The 16,583-nt window shown below is 72.0% G+C and carries 16 protein-coding genes; 5 read left to right on the top strand and 11 right to left on the bottom strand.

From position 1 onward, the window contains the following. Positions 1 to 337 precede the first annotated feature (337 nt). Positions 338 to 754: a hypothetical protein gene (locus tag IEZ17_RS17305; protein ID WP_189301068.1), complete on the top strand. Its 417-nt coding sequence runs from the start codon at positions 338 to 340 to the stop codon at positions 752 to 754. A 30-nt stretch (positions 755 to 784) separates the two neighbouring features. Then, positions 785 to 1,513 carry a nucleotidyltransferase family protein gene (locus IEZ17_RS17300; protein WP_189301066.1) on the top strand — a complete coding sequence of 243 codons (729 nt, stop codon included), beginning with the start codon at positions 785 to 787 and terminating at the stop codon, positions 1,511 to 1,513. Between the two features lie 168 nt (positions 1,514 to 1,681). On the opposite strand, the gene IEZ17_RS17295 is transcribed toward IEZ17_RS17300, so the two are convergent. From IEZ17_RS17295 to IEZ17_RS17265, 7 genes are all read right to left on the bottom strand, one after another. Next, positions 1,682 to 3,262, bottom strand: coding sequence for a DoxX family protein (locus IEZ17_RS17295; RefSeq protein WP_189301064.1), 1,581 nt, complete (start codon positions 3,260 to 3,262; stop codon positions 1,682 to 1,684). 156 nt (positions 3,263 to 3,418) lie between these two features. Beyond that, positions 3,419 to 4,372 carry a 23S rRNA (guanosine(2251)-2'-O)-methyltransferase RlmB gene (gene rlmB, locus IEZ17_RS17290; protein WP_189301062.1) on the bottom strand — a complete coding sequence of 318 codons (954 nt, stop codon included), beginning with the start codon at positions 4,370 to 4,372 and terminating at the stop codon, positions 3,419 to 3,421. A 152-nt stretch (positions 4,373 to 4,524) separates the two neighbouring features. Beyond that, positions 4,525 to 5,919 carry a cysteine--tRNA ligase gene (gene cysS, locus IEZ17_RS17285; protein WP_189301060.1) on the bottom strand — a complete coding sequence of 465 codons (1,395 nt, stop codon included), beginning with the start codon at positions 5,917 to 5,919 and terminating at the stop codon, positions 4,525 to 4,527. Between the two features lie 141 nt (positions 5,920 to 6,060). Then, complete coding sequence (locus IEZ17_RS17280; protein ID WP_189301058.1) at positions 6,061 to 6,465, bottom strand: PPOX class F420-dependent oxidoreductase; 405 nt, start codon at positions 6,463 to 6,465, stop codon at positions 6,061 to 6,063. 128 nt (positions 6,466 to 6,593) lie between these two features. Beyond that, the gene (ispF, locus tag IEZ17_RS17275) at positions 6,594 to 7,106 is read right to left on the bottom strand and encodes a 2-C-methyl-D-erythritol 2,4-cyclodiphosphate synthase (RefSeq protein ID WP_189301056.1); all 513 of its coding nucleotides are present in this window, start codon (positions 7,104 to 7,106) and stop codon (positions 6,594 to 6,596) included. Beyond that, on the bottom strand, positions 7,093 to 7,854 hold the full coding sequence (ispD, locus tag IEZ17_RS17270; protein ID WP_189301054.1) for a 2-C-methyl-D-erythritol 4-phosphate cytidylyltransferase: 762 nt from the start codon (positions 7,852 to 7,854) through the stop codon (positions 7,093 to 7,095). Before ispD ends, ispF begins: the two co-directional genes overlap by 14 nt. 290 nt (positions 7,855 to 8,144) lie before the next feature. Continuing rightward, on the bottom strand, positions 8,145 to 8,627 hold the full coding sequence (locus IEZ17_RS17265) for a CarD family transcriptional regulator (RefSeq protein ID WP_003953493.1): 483 nt from the start codon (positions 8,625 to 8,627) through the stop codon (positions 8,145 to 8,147). Positions 8,628 to 9,363: 736 nt separating this feature from the next. Here IEZ17_RS17265 and IEZ17_RS17260 point away from each other — a divergent pair. Further along, the gene (locus IEZ17_RS17260; protein WP_189301053.1) at positions 9,364 to 9,975 is read left to right on the top strand and encodes a copper chaperone PCu(A)C; all 612 of its coding nucleotides are present in this window, start codon (positions 9,364 to 9,366) and stop codon (positions 9,973 to 9,975) included. An 80-nt stretch (positions 9,976 to 10,055) separates the two neighbouring features. On the opposite strand, the gene phoP is transcribed toward IEZ17_RS17260, so the two are convergent. Then, positions 10,056 to 10,727, bottom strand: a complete 672-nt coding sequence (gene phoP, locus IEZ17_RS17255) for a two-component system response regulator PhoP (protein WP_466869767.1) — start codon at positions 10,725 to 10,727, stop codon at positions 10,056 to 10,058. 5 nt (positions 10,728 to 10,732) lie between these two features. Then, the gene (gene phoR, locus IEZ17_RS17250) at positions 10,733 to 12,055 is read right to left on the bottom strand and encodes a two-component system sensor histidine kinase PhoR (RefSeq protein WP_189301051.1); all 1,323 of its coding nucleotides are present in this window, start codon (positions 12,053 to 12,055) and stop codon (positions 10,733 to 10,735) included. Positions 12,056 to 12,404: 349 nt separating this feature from the next. On the opposite strand from phoR, the gene phoU reads away from it, so the two are divergent. Next, positions 12,405 to 13,082, top strand: a complete 678-nt coding sequence (phoU, locus tag IEZ17_RS17245; RefSeq protein ID WP_189301050.1) for a phosphate signaling complex protein PhoU — start codon at positions 12,405 to 12,407, stop codon at positions 13,080 to 13,082. 393 nt (positions 13,083 to 13,475) lie between these two features. On the opposite strand, the gene IEZ17_RS17240 is transcribed toward phoU, so the two are convergent. Then, a complete protein-coding gene (locus tag IEZ17_RS17240) occupies positions 13,476 to 13,724 on the bottom strand; it encodes an SCO4226 family nickel-binding protein (RefSeq protein ID WP_189301263.1) in 249 nt (82 codons plus the stop codon). A gap of 195 nt (positions 13,725 to 13,919) precedes the next feature. After that, a complete protein-coding gene (locus IEZ17_RS17235; RefSeq protein ID WP_189301048.1) occupies positions 13,920 to 14,681 on the bottom strand; it encodes a phosphoglyceromutase in 762 nt (253 codons plus the stop codon). A 217-nt stretch (positions 14,682 to 14,898) separates the two neighbouring features. Between IEZ17_RS17235 and IEZ17_RS17230 the strand changes: the two genes are divergently transcribed. Continuing rightward, entirely contained in the window at positions 14,899 to 16,275 is a 1,377-nt protein-coding gene (locus tag IEZ17_RS17230; RefSeq protein ID WP_189301047.1) for an MDR family MFS transporter, read from the top strand. Positions 16,276 to 16,583 lie beyond the last annotated feature (308 nt).

Below are 16,583 nucleotides of genomic sequence, written 5' to 3'. Positions count from 1 at the left end.
GGAGACTGGGCGCTGCGGCTGACCGGCCGGCCGCAGCGTCCACCGGGGTGCGGTGGCCGCGGCAGGTCCATCAGGACCATGTCCGGGTTTACCGCGGCGGCGGTGTGGGGTAATGCGCGCCCCGCAGCGCCGCCGCGGGGCGCCCGGGGCCTTGCCCGGCCCGGATCCGCGGCCCCGGAGCGGGTCGCGACACGCCGTCGCGCGCCCGTAACAGCAGCCCCGGAAAACGCTTTTCGTACCAGTGCGTCAACCCCACAACCGCACCGACGAGCCATTCCGTCCCCCGATAAGGTGACGAAATGTCGCCAAATCATCACTCCTCGCTACCATCACGTCCGTGAACTCCGCAGCCCGCCGTATCGGCCGAACTCTCGCCCTTGTCCTCCCCGTCGTCCTGGTCCTCTCCGGGACGCTCGCGGTCACCCGCGTCCCGTGGGCCTCGACGACCACCGGATCGCAGATGCTGACCGCGTCCTCCGGGAAGGTCTCCACGCAGGCCGGCCCCCGCGCCGCCCAGGACGTGCTCCGTGACCGCCTCCTCGTCGAACTCCAGGAGAAGGATCCGGGCGCCGCCCTGACCGACCTCCAGGAGGCCACCGCCGCGCGGCCCTCGCTGGCCAAGCACTGCGCCTCCATCGCCCGTGCCCTCGGCCGCGCCGCGGTCGCCAAGTACGGTGCCGCACACCGCGCCCAGGCGTTCTCCCGTCCGGTCTGCGACACCTCCTTCGCCTCCGGCGTCGCCGCCGCCCAGTGACCCACGCTCGCACCGCATAGGGTGCGAACCATGACAGGCGCCGCGCATTCGTACCCCACGCAGGCCGTGGTCCTGGCCGGCGGCCAGGGCTCACGTCTCCGCCCGTATACCGATGACCGACCCAAGCCGATGGTCGAGATTCCCGGAACCGGGACCCCGATCATCGGCCACCAGCTGAACTGGCTCGCCGATGAAGGCGTCACCGACGCCGTCATCTCCTGCGGGCATCTCGCCGAGGTCCTCCAGGACTGGCTGGACCGGACCCAACTCCCCTTGCGCGTCACGACCGTTGTCGAGACCGAGCCGCTGGGCCGCGGCGGCGGGCTGAAGTACGCCGCCGGTTTTCTCCCCCGCCCGGACGAGCCCTGGTACGCCACCAACGGCGACATCTGGACCCGCTTCCCGCTCCGGGAGATGGCCGCCTTCCACCAAGAGCGCGACGCCGCGGCCACCCTCGCACTGGCCCGCCCGCGCATCCCCTGGGGCGCCGTCGAGACCGACGCGTTCGGGCACGTACTCGACTTCATCGAGTCCCCGCCCTCCCCGTATCTGATCAACGCGGGCGTCTACGTCTTCTCCGCGGCCTTCAGGGAGCTGCTGCCGGCCCGGGGCGACCACGAGCGCACCACCTTCCCGCGCCTCGCCCGGGAGCGCCGGCTGGCCGGCTACCCGCTCCCCCAGGGCTCCTACTGGCGCGCCATCGACACCGCCAAGGACCTGACCGAGGCCGCCGCAGAGCTGGCCGTACGGGGCCGCTGAGCTTCCCTATGACGGAGCCCGTGCGGCGGGGCCGTTGAGCCCGCGTACGGCCTGCCGCGGCCCGTACAGACGGCTGTCCCCGGCCGCTCCGCCGCTCCGTGTGGCCGGGTGGCCCGTACGGAGGTCGGTCGGAGGGGTCGGGGACAGGTTGCGCGGTGAAGGACGGCGTCAGCCCAGCAGCCCGCCCAGGGTGCTGCCGTGGCCCGATTCGCCGCCGGAAGAGCCGCTGTTGGAGCTGCCGGTCGTACCGCCGCCGGTACCGCCCGAGCCCGGCGTCTGGGTGCGGGACGGGGCGTGGGTCGGCGCCGACTGCTGCGTGGCACTGCTGGTCGCACCGGACTGACGGGAGATGCCGCTGGTGCTGCCGCTCGACGGGGAGCCGGAGGCGGACGGCTTACCGGACTTGTGGGGCTTGTGCGAGGCGCCCGCGGAGGGTGCGCCGCGGTGGTCGGGGGTGCGGCCGTTCCGGGAGGCGGTGTGGCCGGGGTGCGGCAGAGGGGATCCGGGGAGGTTGTTGATGGCGGGCTCGCCGGGCTTCGGTACGGGCGCGACCCTCGCGGACCGTACGGCGCCGCCGAGCAGCGAACCGATGAGCAGGGTCAGTCCGGCCACCACCGCGGTCATCACGGCGCCGCGGCGCAGCACCCGGCGGCGCAGCGCACCGACCTCGACGCGCGGGCCGAGCCGTCGCCACGCCTCACCGGCGAGCCGGGCGTCCATGGAGTAGACCGGGGCGCCCGCGATGATCAGCGGGCTCCAGGCGGCCAGGTAGATGATGTCGGGAGCGTCGTAGGCGGGGACGGTGCGCCAGCTCACGGTCATCAGCAGCGTCGCGGAGAGCAGCGCGCCGAACGAGGCGGCGACCCGCTGCCACAGGCCGCAGATGGTCAGTACGCCGACCACGACCTGGAGGAAGGCGACGGTGAGCCCGGCGCCGATCGGGTGCGCGACCGCGAAGTCCCGCAGCGGCACGGCCATTTCCCACGGGTTCAGCGACAGCAGCCAGGTGACCATCGAGCCCCGCGCACCGCCGTCGAAGTAGACGGGGTCGCAGAGCTTGCCCATGCCGGCATAGACGGAGATCAGGCCGAGGAAGATGCGCAGCGGCAGCAGGACGACGCCGAGGTTCATCCGGCGACCGGGGTAGTACGCGTGCCGGACGCTGTCGCCGCCGCGCCGTCTGGCGCCGGCGTCGTAGAGCTCGCGCGCCTCGAACCGGTCGTCGTCCTGGCCGCCGTCGCCGTATGCCGGCCTGCCGTACGTCCGCTCGCCGTGCCCGGCGCCCACGGGGCGCGCGCCGCGCAGCAGGGTGCCGTCGGCGTCGGCGGGGCCGCGCTGGCCGATGACGGTGGCGGCGGGGGCGGGGACGTCGTCGAGGCGGACCCGGGGCAGGACCTGGGTCGTGCCGACGTCCTCGCTCCGGTCGCCGTCGAGGCCGACGCCCGCGTCGCGTACCGCGTGCAGGAGCTGGGTGGTGGCGCCGGCCGTGCCGCCCGGGTCCGTGCGACCGCTCCAGACCACGGGCGCCCGGCGTCTGGCGGACGGCGCGCGGAGAGCGGGGATGCGCGCGGGCTCGGGCAGCGTTCCGGTCACCACGGGAGCGGCGAGCTGTACGCGGAAGCTGGCGTGGTTGACGATGACCTGCGCGGGATCGCACGGCACCTTGACCGAGCTCAGGACCGGCTCGTCATCGAAGCCCGGCGAGCGTCCCCCCGTAGGTGTGCGGGGTGTTCTGGTGTCCACGCTCATCTAACCGAGTGACCCGCGGTTAAGACACTGCCTTGACCGGGCCGATCTGTCCGGAACCCGTCAAAACGATCACGGGTTACGGCGAAGACACACAGAGCGTCAGGCTTTGCCCCCGGGCGGGCGGAGAGGTTCCGCACCCGCCCGGGGCACCGACGGTCAGCCGCGGCGGCGCGCCGCTTCCCACAGGACGACACCGGCCGCGACACCGGCGTTCAGCGACTCCGCGCCGCCCGGCATCGGGATCCGCACCCGTACGTCACAGGTCTCGCCGACCAGCCGCGACAGGCCCTTGCCCTCGCTGCCGACCACGATGACGACCGGGCCGTCCAGCAACTCGACGTCCTGGAGCTCCATCTCGCCGTCGGCGGCCAGGCCGACGACCGTCAGGCCCGCCTTCTGGTACGCCTCCAGGGTCCGGGTCAGGTTGGTGGCGCGAGCGACCGGCGTACGGGCCGCGGTGCCGGCCGAGGTCTTCCAGGCGCCGGCCGTCATCCCGGCCGCCCGGCGCTCCGGCACGACCACGCCGTGGCCGCCGAAGGCCGACACGGACCGGACCACCGCGCCCAGGTTGCGCGGGTCGGTGACGCCGTCCAGCGCGACGATCAGCGGGTCCTCGCCCACGTCGAAGGCGGCGGCGGACAGGTCCTCGGGGTGCGCGTAGTCGTACGGCGGGATCTGGGCGACCAGGCCCTGGTGGTTGAGGCCGTTGGTCATCCGGTCCAGCTCGGGGCGCGGCGCCTCCAGGAGGTTCAGCCCGCGCTCGGTGGCCAGCTGGATCGCCTCGCGCACCCGCTCGTCGCTGTCGATGAACTGCTGCACGTACAGCGTCGTCGCGGGCACGCCCTCGCGCAGCGCCTCGACGACCGGGTTGCGGCCGACGACCAGCTCCGCGGTGCCCTTGGCGCCGCCGCGCCGCGGCGCCGGCCGGCGGCTCGCGGCCTGCTTCGCCTTGGCGTTGGCGACGCGGTTCTTCACGTGCCCCTTGCGGGCGGACGCGGGCGGGGTCGGGCCCTTGCCCTCCAGGGACCGGCGCCGCTTACCGCCACTGCCGACCTGAGCGCCCTTCTTGTTCGACGTGCGGCGGTTCCTGCGCTGGCTGTTGCCGGCCATGGGTCACCTGTTTCTTCACTGCTCTCGACGTCTCGCGACGTGGAGTGGGTACGTACGTATGGATTGAGTGTCGCCCGAGGCCACCGGGAAGGGCGAATCCGGCTGGTGGCCGGGGGTGTGACAGGTCCCGGGGCGGCGCCCGGGGCCCGGTTTCAGGACAGCGACCAGCGCGGCCCGGACGGGGTGTCCTCGATGGCGAGACCGGACTGCTGGAGCTGGTCGCGGATGGCGTCGGCGGTGGCGTAGTCCTTGCGCGCCCGGGCGCCCTGGCGCTGCTCCAGCACGAGGCGGACCAGCGAGTCCACGACCCCGTGGAGGTCCTCGCCGCGGTCCGCGGCGCCGCCCGACCAGCGCTCGTCGAGCGGGTCCAGGCCGAGCACCCCGAGCATCGCCCGCAGTTCGGCCAGCCGCGCCACCGCCGACTCCTTGTCGTCGGCGGTCAGCGCGGAATTGCCCTGCCGGACGGTGGTGTGCACGATCGCCAGCGCCTGCGGGACGCCCAGGTCGTCGTCCATCGCCTCGGCGAACGCCGGCGGCACCTCGGGCGCCGCCTCGACGACCCCGGCCTTCTCGACGGCCCGCTGGACGAACCCCTCGATCCGCGCGAACGCCGACTCGGCCTCGCGCAGCGCCTCCTCGCTGTACTCGATCATCGAGCGGTAGTGCGGGGTGCCCAGGTAGTACCGCAGCACGATCGGCCGCCAGCGCTTGACCATCTCCGACACGAGCACGGAGTTGCCCAGCGACTTGGACATCTTCTCGCCGCTCATCGTCACCCAGGCGTTGTGCGACCAGTACGCGGCGAAGTCGTCGCCGAACGCCCTGGCCTGGGCGATCTCGTTCTCGTGGTGCGGGAAGACCAGGTCGACGCCGCCGCCGTGGATGTCGAAGGCGGAGCCGAGGTACTTGTGGGCCATCGCCGAGCACTCCAGGTGCCAGCCCGGCCGGCCGCGGCCCCAGGGGGTCTCCCAGCTGGGCTCGCCCTCCTTGGCGGCCTTCCACATGGCGAAGTCGCGCGGATCGCGCTTGCCGGTCTCGCCCTCGCCGGACGGCTGGAGGAGGTTGTCCAGGTCCTGGTTGGAGAGCTGGAGGTAGCCCGGGAAGGACCGCACGTCGAAGTAGACGTTGCCGTCGGCGGCGTAGGCGTGGCCGCGCTCGATCAGGCCGCGCATCATCTCGATCATCTCGGGGACGTGGCCGGTGGCGCGGGGCTCGTACGTGGGGCGCAGGCAGCCGAGGCTGTCGTAGGCCGTGTTGAACGCGACCTCGTTCTCGTAGCCGATCGCCCACCACGGGCGGCCCTGCTCGGCCGACTTCTGGATGATCTTGTCGTCGATGTCCGTGACATTGCGGACGAACGTCACGTCGTAGCCGCGGTAGGCGAACCAGCGGCGCATGATGTCGAAGTTGAGTCCGGACCGGATGTGCCCGATGTGCGGAGCGGCCTGCACGGTCGCACCACAGAGGTAGATCGAGACACAGCCCGGCGTGAGCGGGGTGAAGTCGCGAATCTGCCGGGCGCTGGTGTCGTACAGGCGAATCGTCACGGGACCAGGGTAGTCGGAACGCGGCAATGCCCCGTGCCCTATTGAGCACGGGGGCGCAGAAGCGTCGAAGGCGTCCGGTTCGCCCGGTTGTTCCGCGCGGGGCCCGGACCGCGTCCGCCTACCGGGCCGGTGCCGCGGCGCTCAGATGCCGCCGATCACCTTGCGCGGGGTGATCCGGACGACCACCCGCTCGTCGTCGTCGACCCCCGCCGGGTTGAACTCGGTGTACGACTTGCCCGTGTACTTCCGCGACAGCTCGTCGATCAGCTCCTGGCCGCCCTCGGTCGTGAGCGTGGCCTCGCCGCGGATCTCGGCGTAGGTATACGGGGCGTCGAACGGCTGGAGGACGACCGAGACCCGCGGGTCGCGCCGGAGGTTCCGCTCCTTGCGGCGGCCGACGGTCGTCGAGAACAGCAGGTCGTCGCCGTCCCGCTTCACCCAGACCGGGGAAAGCTGGGGGCTGCCGTCCGGCTGGACGGTCCCCACGGTCACGAAGACCGGGGAGTCGAGGAGATTCTTGAGCGCGTCGGACAGGGTTGCCGTCACGAGGGATCCTTCCCGCAGGCCGTTCCGATGGACACGAGTACCCGGATTCTTCCCCAACACCCTTGCCCCGCCGGGCATTCCCGCACCGCACGCCGCGTCCGGCGGAACGCCCGGCTCGGCCGCCCGCCTCAGCCGGTCCGCACCACCAGGGCCGTGGCGATCGCGGCCAGCCCCTCGGCGCGGCCTGTCAACCCCAGCCCGTCCGTGGTCGTGCCGGACACCGAGACCGGCGCCCCGACCGCCTCGGACAGCGCCTTCTGCGCCTCGTCGCGGCGCTTGCCGACCTTCGGCCGTACGCCGATGACCTGCACCGCGACATTGCCGATGGCGAACCCCTCGGCCCGTACGATGCGCGCGGCCTCGGCCAGCAGCGTCACCCCGGAGGCGCCGGACCACTCAGGGCGCGAGGTCCCGAAGTGCGCGCCCAGGTCGCCGATGCCGGCCGCGGAGAACAGGGCGTCGCAGGCGGCGTGCGCGGCCACATCGCCGTCGCTGTGCCCGGCGAGCCCGTAGCCGCCGCTCTCGGCGGCGTCCCAGAGCAGCCCGGCGCACCACAGCTCGCGGCCCTCCTCGAAGGCGTGCACATCGGTCCCGATGCCGACCAGCGGGATACCGGGCAGCGGGTGCTCAGACGTAGCCATCGGTGGCCCTCCTCCGGGCGAGTACGGCCTCGGCCAGGACGAGGTCCAGCGGCCGGGTCACCTTGAACGCCTCCTCGTGGCCCGGGACGAGCACCACCGGCACTCCGAGCCGCTCCACCAGCCCGGCGTCGTCGGTGGCGCCCTCGCCCTCCACGACGGTGTCGTGCGCCTTGAGCAGCGTCGCCGGGTCGAAGCCCTGCGGGGTCTGCACGGCGCGCAGCAGCGCCCGCTCCGGGGTGCCGACCACCGGCTCGGGGGTGCCCTGGGGCTGCGGCTCGACCTGCTTGACGGTGTCGGCGAGCGGCAGCGCGGGGACCACCGCCGGGGCGCCGGCGCGGACCGCCGCGATCACCGCGTCGACGGTGTCGACCGGGACCAGCGGGCGCGCCGCGTCATGCACCAGGACGACGTCGATGCCGTCCGGCAGCGCCGCCAGCCCGAGCCGTACGGACTCCTGGCGGGTCGCGCCACCGGGGACGACGACGAGCTCGGTGCGGTCGGCCAGCGGATGGGCGTCGAGGAGCCGGCGGACCTCCTCGGGGCCGTCCGGCGGGGCGACCACGACGATGTGCGAGACGGCGCGGGAGGCGGCCATCGCACGGACCGCGTGCACCAGCATCGGGGTGCCGCCCAGCGTGCGCAGCGCCTTGGGGGTGCCGGGACCGAGCCGGACGCCGCGGCCGGCGGCGGGGATGACCGCAGCCGTGCAGACCGGAGTGGTACGGGCCGGGGAGGAAGGATCTGACATCGATGGCTCCGGAGTCCGGGGCGAGCCCGGAATTGGGGCAGACAGGTTTGTTTCCTCGTGCGAGGTGGGTATGGCCAGGGGGAGTACCGGGTGCAACGCCTTGACCGGAACCCTTCCGTGACAGCGGTCGGGGCAGTTGCCCGGCCCGGCACAGATATGCCGCAGCGCCCGGCAACAGACCCTCCCTCGGGAGACGGTCGTCGCTCGGGCACCGCGGCATTGCTACGTTGCGCTCGCGCCGTCACGCTGTGTGGACGTCCACACAGCGCCGACGCACAACGCGGGCGTCGTCAGGACGCGAGGACCTCGTCGAGCAGAGCCTCGGCCTTGTCTTCGTTGGTGTTCTCCGCGAGGGCCAGCTCGCTCACCAGAATCTGGCGCGCCTTGGCGAGCATCCTCTTCTCACCGGCGGAGAGCCCGCGCTCGCGCTCGCGCCGCCACAGGTCGCGGACGACCTCGGCAACCTTGATCACGTCGCCGGAAGCGAGCTTCTCAAGATTTGCCTTGTAGCGACGGGACCAGTTCGTCGGCTCTTCGGCATACGGTGCACGCAGCACCTCGAAGACCCGGTCCAGCCCGTCCTGACCAACCACGTCGCGTACGCCGACGAACTCCGCATTGTCCGCTGGCACACGAACAGTCAAGTCGCCCTGGGCGACCTTCAGCACCAAGTAGGTCTTGTCCACGCCTTTGATCTGGCGAGTTTCGATGGCCTCGATCAGCGCGGCCCCGTGATGGGGATAGACCACGGTGTCGCCAACCTTGAACGTCATGTGACAGGTACCCCTTCCGTGGCTATCCATGCTAACACGGGAACGGGCCGTTCTGAATGGCGTTTTCGCAGGTCAGGGCATATCTCGGGGCTTGACAACAGCGGTCGGAACGTGCTTCGAGGGGCCGCGCGACACAGGAATTCGCAGGTCGGAGGGGCTTCACAGGTGAGCGGAAACCCGGCCGTCACGCACCGGAAAGGCAAAGATCGACGAGGCGAACGTCCCGATTTGCACCGATCCGCATGAGCGAGTTCCGCTACTCCGTTCGGCTGCTTGGCGGCCGAACCGGCGCGATTCCCGAAATTGATCAACAGCGCCCCGGCGGCGAGTGTGATCAATTCTGCGCGCCATGTGCATTCCTTGTGAATACCTCTTTTCACCGGGGGAAACCCGCCTGCCGCCACTCGAACAGCCGCTTGCCGAATATGCCCGACGGATCTTCGGAGATCCGGCGCGAGATCGGGTTCCGGAAATCCCCTCCGGGTGGCGTTCCGCCCACCCGGCCGGCGCCGCCGCCGAGGAGATATCGAGGCAGCCGGCGGGCGCGTGATCGCGCAGGGGGCGGGTCGGGTGCGGCGGCGTGAGGACGGCTCGGTAACCTAGCGGCGCTGACCCACCCTTAGGGCGGCTTTACGTGTCCGTCGTCATGACGGCTGCGCAGCGCCGCCCCAGCCGTCCATCCGCGACCGGGCACGAACGTTCGGCCGCCGTAGCTCGTCAAGGAGATGCCGCCGCCGTGAGCCGCAGCCTTCGACGCGGCGTCCTCGCCGCCACCGTCCTCTCGCTCTCGATCGCCGCGCTGTCCGCGTGCAGCGCCGGGAACGACGCCCAGACGCTGGAGGTCAAGCCGGACAACGCCGCGACCAGCGTCGGCGACATCAAGATCCAGAACGCGAACGTGATCACCCAGCCCGACGTCAACGCCAAGGGCCCGGCCGCGATCACCGCGACGGTCTTCAACACCGGTGCCAAGGACCAGCAGTTGACCGGGATCGCCGTGAACGGCTCCGGCCAGTCGGCCAAGCTGTCGTCGGCCAAGATCACCGTGCCGGCCGGCGGTTCCGTGGTGATCGGCGGCCAGGGCAACCCCAGCGCCGTCCTGGAGAGCGGCCGGGAAGCCGTGCAGGACGGCAACCTCCAGCCGCTGACCTTCAACCTCAGCGCCACCGGCCAGGTGACCATCAAGGCGTACGTCGTCCCGGCGAAGAACTACTTCGAGAGCTACGGCCCGTCCGTGACGGCCCAGCCCAGCGGCTCGGCCACCCCGACCGGCACGGCCTCGGCCACCCCGTCCGGCACGGCCTCGCCGTCGACCACCGCCAAGCCCTCGGAGCACAGCACGCACTGACCGGCCTGCGGCAGCCATGCGAAAGGGGCGCCCCTCCGGACCGGAGGGGCGCCCCTTTCGCGTAAGTCGACCGCCGCGGCTTACGGCTCGAACTTGTAGCCCAGGCCGCGGACCGTGACGAGATAGCGCGGCGCGCCCGGGTCCGGCTCGATCTTGGCGCGCAGCCGCTTCACGTGGACGTCGAGGGTCTTGGTGTCGCCTACGTAGTCGGCGCCCCAGACGCGGTCGATGAGCTGCATACGGGTCAGCACCCGGCCGGCGTTGCGCAGCAGCATCTCCAGGAGGTCGAACTCCTTGAGGGGCAGGTCGACCTTGCCGCCGGAGACCGTGACGACATGGCGGTCCACGTCCATCCGGACCGGACCGGCCTCCAGGGCCTGCGGGGCGACCTCCTCCGGCTCGCCGCGGCGGCGCAGCACGGCGCGGATCCGGGCGACCAGTTCGCGGGACGAGAAGGGCTTGGTGACGTAGTCGTCGGCCCCTATTTCGAGACCGACGACCTTGTCGATCTCGCTGTCCTTGGCGGTCACCATGATGACGGGGACGTTGGAGCGACCGCGCAGCTGGCGGCAGACCTCGGTGCCGGGCAGCCCCGGCAGCATCAGGTCCAGGAGGACGAGATCGGCGCCGTTGCGCTCGAACTCGTCCAGCCCGTCAGGGCCCGTAGCCGCCACGGCGACCTCGAAACCCTCCTTGCGGAGCATGTACGACAGTGCGTCGCTGAACGATTCCTCGTCCTCGACGACAAGCACTCGGGTCACGGAAGGACCTCCGGGGCTGGGTGAGCAGGGAGCGGATCGTTGAAGGTCTCGTACGGTCGGTCCTCGTCGTCGAGGCCCTCCGCGGTGAGGTCCGCGGGCCGTTCGCGGTCGCGTACGGCCCCGGCTTCCGGGAGACGCAGGGTGAATGTGGAGCCCTGTCCTTCAGCGCTCCACACCGTGACCTCCCCGCCGTGCGAGGCGGCCACGTGTTTGACGATGGCGAGGCCGAGGCCGGTCCCGCCGGTGGCGCGCGAGCGCGCCGGGTCCACGCGGTAGAACCGCTCGAAGATGCGGTCCCGGTCCTTTTCGGATATCCCGATGCCCTGGTCGGTCACCGCGATCTCGATCAGGTCGCCACCGGGCGCGGACACCCGGCGGCCGGAGATCCCTACGCGGGTGCGCGCCGGGGAGTAGTTGACGGCGTTCTCGACGAGGTTGCCCAGGGCCGCCGCGAGCTGGCCGCGGTTGCCCCATACATGCAGGTCGCCGCTGCTGGCCGGCCGGCGCCCGTCCCCGCTCCGGGCGGCGGTTCTCTCGGGGCCGCCGATGGAGCTGGCCATCGTGATCTGCTTCGTGCCGGCCTGCTGGCGGCAGCGGTCGACCGCCTCGGCGACCAGTTCGTCGACCGGCACCGGCTCGGCGTCCTCCAGCGGGTCGTCGTTCTGCACCCGGGAGAGGTCGATCAGCTCCTGGACCAGGTTGGTCAGGCGGGTGGCCTCGTTCTGCATCCGGCCGGCGAAGCGGGTGACCGCCTCGGGGTCGTCACTGGCGTCCATCACCGCCTCGGAGAGCAGCGACAGCGCGCCGACCGGGGTCTTGAGCTCATGGCTGACGTTCGCCACGAAGTCGCGCCGGACCGCCTCTATGCGGCGGGCCTCCGTCAGGTCCTCGACCAGCAGCAGAACCAGCCGGGAGCCTAGCGGGGCGACCCGGGCGGAGACCGCGAGGGCGTCCCCGCGGCCGGTGCCGCGGCGCGGCAGGTCCAGCTCGACCTGGCGTATCTCGCCGTCGCGGCGGGTGTCCCGGGCCATCTGGAGCATCGGCTCGACGGCGAGCTTGCCGCCGCGGACCAGCCCGAGGGCGTACGCCGCGGAGCTGGCCTTCACGACCGCGTCGGCCTCGTCGAGGACGACGGCGGAGGAGCGCAGAACCGACAGGACGGTGTCGACGCCGGGCGGGAGCACGGCGTCGGTGTGCAGCGATGTGCGGGTGGGCTTGGCCTGATCCCGCTCGCTCCAGCGGAACGCCAGCATGGCGAAGACGCCGGTGCACAACCCGGCGATCGCAGCCATTGCGGCGACGGCCGCGTCCACGTTCATGAATCCAGAGTATGTGCCGGGTCCGACACTTCCCCAGCGCTGGGAGCCGCTGCTCCAGCAGCCGTCGCCCAGAGTTCACCGAGGCGTCGGGGCCGGTTCACCCCGGTCGCCGGAGCGGCCGGTCGGCTGCCCTCACGGCCGCGGCGGCGACTCCCAGAGTTCACCTTCACGTCAGGGCCGATTCATCCCCGGTGGTCCCGCAGGTCGCGATGCCCCCGCACATTGAGGGTGCGGGGGACCGCCGGCGGCCGGTCCGTGGGAGCGTAGGCGCACGGCCCCACGCACCACAGGCACCATCGCTCGGAGCCCCCGAGCACCCGGATTCCCCCGAAGCGAGAGAAGGTCACTGATGCGGGACGCGTACCACGAGGAGCTGGATTCGATCGGCGAGGGCCTGGTCGAGATGGCCCGGCTGGTGGGCTCCGCGATCGGGCGCGCCACCACGGCGATTCTCGACGCGGACCTCAAGCTGGCCGAGAACGTCATCGCCGCCGACGAGAAGGTCGACGATCTCCAGCGCGACCTGGAGGCCCGGGCGATCGCCCTGCTGGCCCGGCAGCAGCCGGTCGCCACCGACCTGCGGATCGTCGTCACCTCGCTGCGGATGAGCGCCGACCTGGAGCGCTCCGGCGACCTCGCCCAGCACGTCGCCAAGCTGGCCCGGCTGCGCTTCCCGCAGACGGCCGTACCGCGCGATCTGCACGCCACCATCCTGGAGATGGGGCAGCTGGCGCAGCGCCTGATGGCCAAGGCCGGCGAGGTCATCATCACCAAGGACGTCGACCTGGCGCTCCAGCTGGAGCAGGACGACGACGCGATGGACATGCTGCACCGCACCCTCTTCCAGCACCTGATGGACGACCGCTGGAAGCACGGCATCGAGACGGCGGTGGACGTCACCCTGATCGGCCGCTACTACGAGCGCTTCGCGGACCACGCGGTCTCCGTCGCCAAGCGCGTCGTCTACCTCGTGACCGGCGAGCACGCCGACGAGATCGCGGCGCCGACGGCGGTGGAGGGCGCGTAACGTGCCTCCGCGCGCCGTTGACGCGCCTGTGCACCGGGGTTTGCAATGGGCACCAGGTGACCCCTAGGAGGCACATACATGGCACTCATGGCGGACTCCCCGACCCCCGCGTCCCCGGACGGCCCCCCGGCCGCCGAACGGCCGCACCTCACCCTCCTGAGCGGGTGCAGTTGCGGCCCCGGATGCAGTTGCGGCTGCCAGAGCGGCGGACCGTGCCAGTGCGGTGGCGGCTGCGGGTGAGCCACCTCTCGGCACGGCGCGCCGGCCCGACGGCCTGACGACGCCCACGGCACGACGACAGCACAGCGCCACCGCGGCCCCGACCGGTTGCTCTTCCGGCCGGGGCCGTTGCCGGACCGCCGGACCGCCGGGCCGCCGGGCCGCCGGGCCGCCTCAGATGCTGAGCGGTACGGGATGGATCTCGTCCGCCGTGTGCCCGGCGCGCTCGTGGACGCGCTGTACGGCACCCGCCGAGGGTGCCTCGGACAGGCAGAACACATCGCCCGAGACGGGGTCCGCCCAGGCGTGCTCGAAGTGGACGCCTTCCTGGCTCTCGATGGCGAGATCGGCCTCGTGCGCCGCCTGGAGCTGCTTGGCCGTGACGCCCTTCATTCCGTGGTGGATGTCCATGAACTTCGCCATGGGGATCAGCCTCCCGATGCCGCCGGATGCCCGCGCGAACGGATGGGCTCCCTCACCCTTCATGTTTCCACTCCCCCGTGGCACCGCATCCCGCCGCGCCCCGGGCCGCGAAGCCGGGCCCGGCGGCGGCCCCAGCCCGGCAAAAAGCCCCCTACCGGCGGCGGAACCGCAGGTAGGGGGCTTGCGCGTACGGGCTTACTTCTTCTTGCCCTGGTTCTTCACGGCCTCGATGGCGGCCTTGGCGGCCTCCGGGTCGAGGTAGGTGCCGCCCGGGTTGACCGGGCGGAAGTCGGCGTCGAGCTCGTAGGAGAGCGGGATGCCGGTGGGGATGTTCAGGCCGGCGATGTCCGCGTCGGAGATCTCGTCGAGGTGCTTGACCAGGGCGCGGAGGCTGTTGCCGTGGGCGGCGACCAGCACCGTGCGGCCGGCGACCAGGTCGGGGACGATGCCGTCGTACCAGTACGGCAGCATGCGGACCACGACGTCCTTGAGGCACTCGGTGCGCGGGCGCAGCTCCGGCGGGATGGCGGCGTAGCGCGGGTCGCCGCTCTGCGAGAACTCGCTGCCGTCCTCCAGCGCGGGCGGCGGGGTGTCGTACGAGCGGCGCCAGAGCATGAACTGCTCCTCGCCGAACTCGGCCAGGGTCTGCGCCTTGTCCTTGCCCTGGAGCGCGCCATAGTGGCGCTCGTTCAGGCGCCAGCTGCGGTGGACCGGGATCCAGTGGCGGTCGGCGGCCTCCAGGGCCAGCTGCGCGGTGCGGATGGCGCGCTTCTGGAGAGAGGTGTGCAGTACGTCGGGGAGCAGGCCGGCCTCCTTGAGCAGCTCTCCGCCGCGTACCGCCTCCTTCTCGCCCTTCTCGTTGAGGTTGACGTCCACCCAGCCGGTGAACAGGTTCTTCGCGTTCCACTCGCTCTCGCCGTGGCGGAGGAGGATCAGCTTGTACGGTGCGTCGGCCATGCCGTCGAGCGTAATCGAAGCCGGAGTACGGCCTTGCCGGGGAGGGGGCGGGGCCGGGAGCGGCAGCGGGCCCGGCTGCGACCTTTGACGCTTCCGGTCAATTGAGTGGCGGGTGCAGCCGGCCGCTGAGTAGGTTGCGATCACGGTCGTCACCACTTACCTGACGGCCGCCCCATCCACACCCTTCACCGCTCGTCGCCACTCCGGGGGAACTGTCATGTCCGCATCCACATCGCCCCCGCTCGCCCGGCTCCGGCACGCCGCCGCGGCGAGCGTCTCCGGGCTCCCCCGGCAGTTCTGGTGGCTGTGGACCAGCACCCTGATCAACCGGCTGGGCTCGTTCGTCGCCACCTTCCTCGCTCTCTACCTGACCGTCGACCGCGACTACTCGGCCTCGTACGCGGGCCTGGTCGGCGCGCTGTACGGGCTCGGCGGGGTGGTGTCGTCCGTGGCGGGCGGGGTGCTCGCCGACCGGCTCGGGCGGCGCCCCACGATGCTGATCGCGCAGCTGGCGACGGCGGTGTCCGTGGCGCTGCTCGGGTTCATGACCGATCCGGTCGCCATCGCGGTGGTGGCCTTCCTGGTCGGTACCGCGTCCAACGCCTCGCGGCCCGCCGTCCAGGCGATGATGGCCGACATCGTCGCCCCCGAGGACCGCGTGCGCGCGTACTCCCTCAACTACTGGGCGATCAACCTCGGCTTCGCGGTCTCCTCCACCGCCGCCGGACTCATCGCCGAACACGGCTACTTGACGCTCTTCCTGGGCGAGGCCGCGCTCGTCCTGGCCTGTGCACTGGTGGTGTTCCGGAAGCTGCCGGAGTCCCGCCCGGAGGCCCCCGGGGCCGCGGCCGGGGCGGACGGGGCCGCGGGCGCCACCGGGCCGGCCCCCGCGCCGGTCTCCATGCTGACCGTGCTGCGCGACGGCCGCTTCATGACCGTCGTCGGGCTGAACCTGCTGCTGGCGCTGCTCTACCAGCAGGCCTACGTCTCGATGCCGGTGTCGATGGGTCAGGGCGGCTTCTCCAGCGCGGACTTCGGGACCGTCATCGCGGTCAACGGCGTGCTGATCGTCCTGCTCCAGATCCCCGTCACCCGCTTCGTCGAGCACCGCGGCCCGACGGGGCTGCTGGTCGGCTCGGCGCTGCTCGCGGGCTACGGCTTCGGGCTGACCGCGCTGGCCGGCTCGGTCGCGATGTACGCGGTCGCGGTCGCCGTCTGGACCCTCGGCGAGATCATCAACTCCCCCACCCAGATGGGGCTGGTGGTCCGGCTGTCGCCCGTCCACGGCCGCGGGCGCTACCAGGGCATGTACGGGCTGTCCTGGTCCATCGCCTCCCTGGCGGCCCCGCTGCTCGGCGGCACGGTCATCGACCACTACGGCGCCGATGTGCTCTGGGCCGGCTGCGCGGTGGTCGGCACGGTGGCGGCACTGGGCTACGGGCTGCTGCTGCGGCGGCTGCCGGCGCAGGCCCGTCCGACGGACGTGGTCGCGGCGGCCCGCCCGGACGCCCCGTCGGAGGCCGCGGCCTCGTCGTCGTCCCCGACCTCGACCTCGTCCGCGTCGCCGTCGGATACCGCGTCTCCCACGGCATGACGTCCGCGAGCCCGTAGGGGCGGGCGCCACCGGTGTTCGTGGTGGCCACACCCCGAAGACGGGTGGCCGCACGATCGATCCGGGTGCCGGGCGCGGGGATTCTGGTCCGTACGGTCGGACGGACCGATGCGTACGAGCCGTACGCCTCGCACGGGCCGCTGTGCGGGAATCCTTCGAGCTCACGGGGAGATGTGATGAACAGCAGGGTGCGACGGGCATCCCGGCGAAAGGCCGCGGGGATCGGGGCGCTGGTGGTCGCCGGGGTGCTGGCGGCGGGATCGGCGGCGAGCGGGGCGCCCGCCCCCGTG

This window comes from Streptomyces albospinus, from assembly GCF_014648695.1.
Classification (GTDB): domain Bacteria; phylum Actinomycetota; class Actinomycetes; order Streptomycetales; family Streptomycetaceae; genus Streptomyces; species Streptomyces albospinus.
The sequence above is the reverse complement of the archived record's forward strand: the minus strand, read 5'-3'. Positions and strand labels throughout refer to the sequence as shown.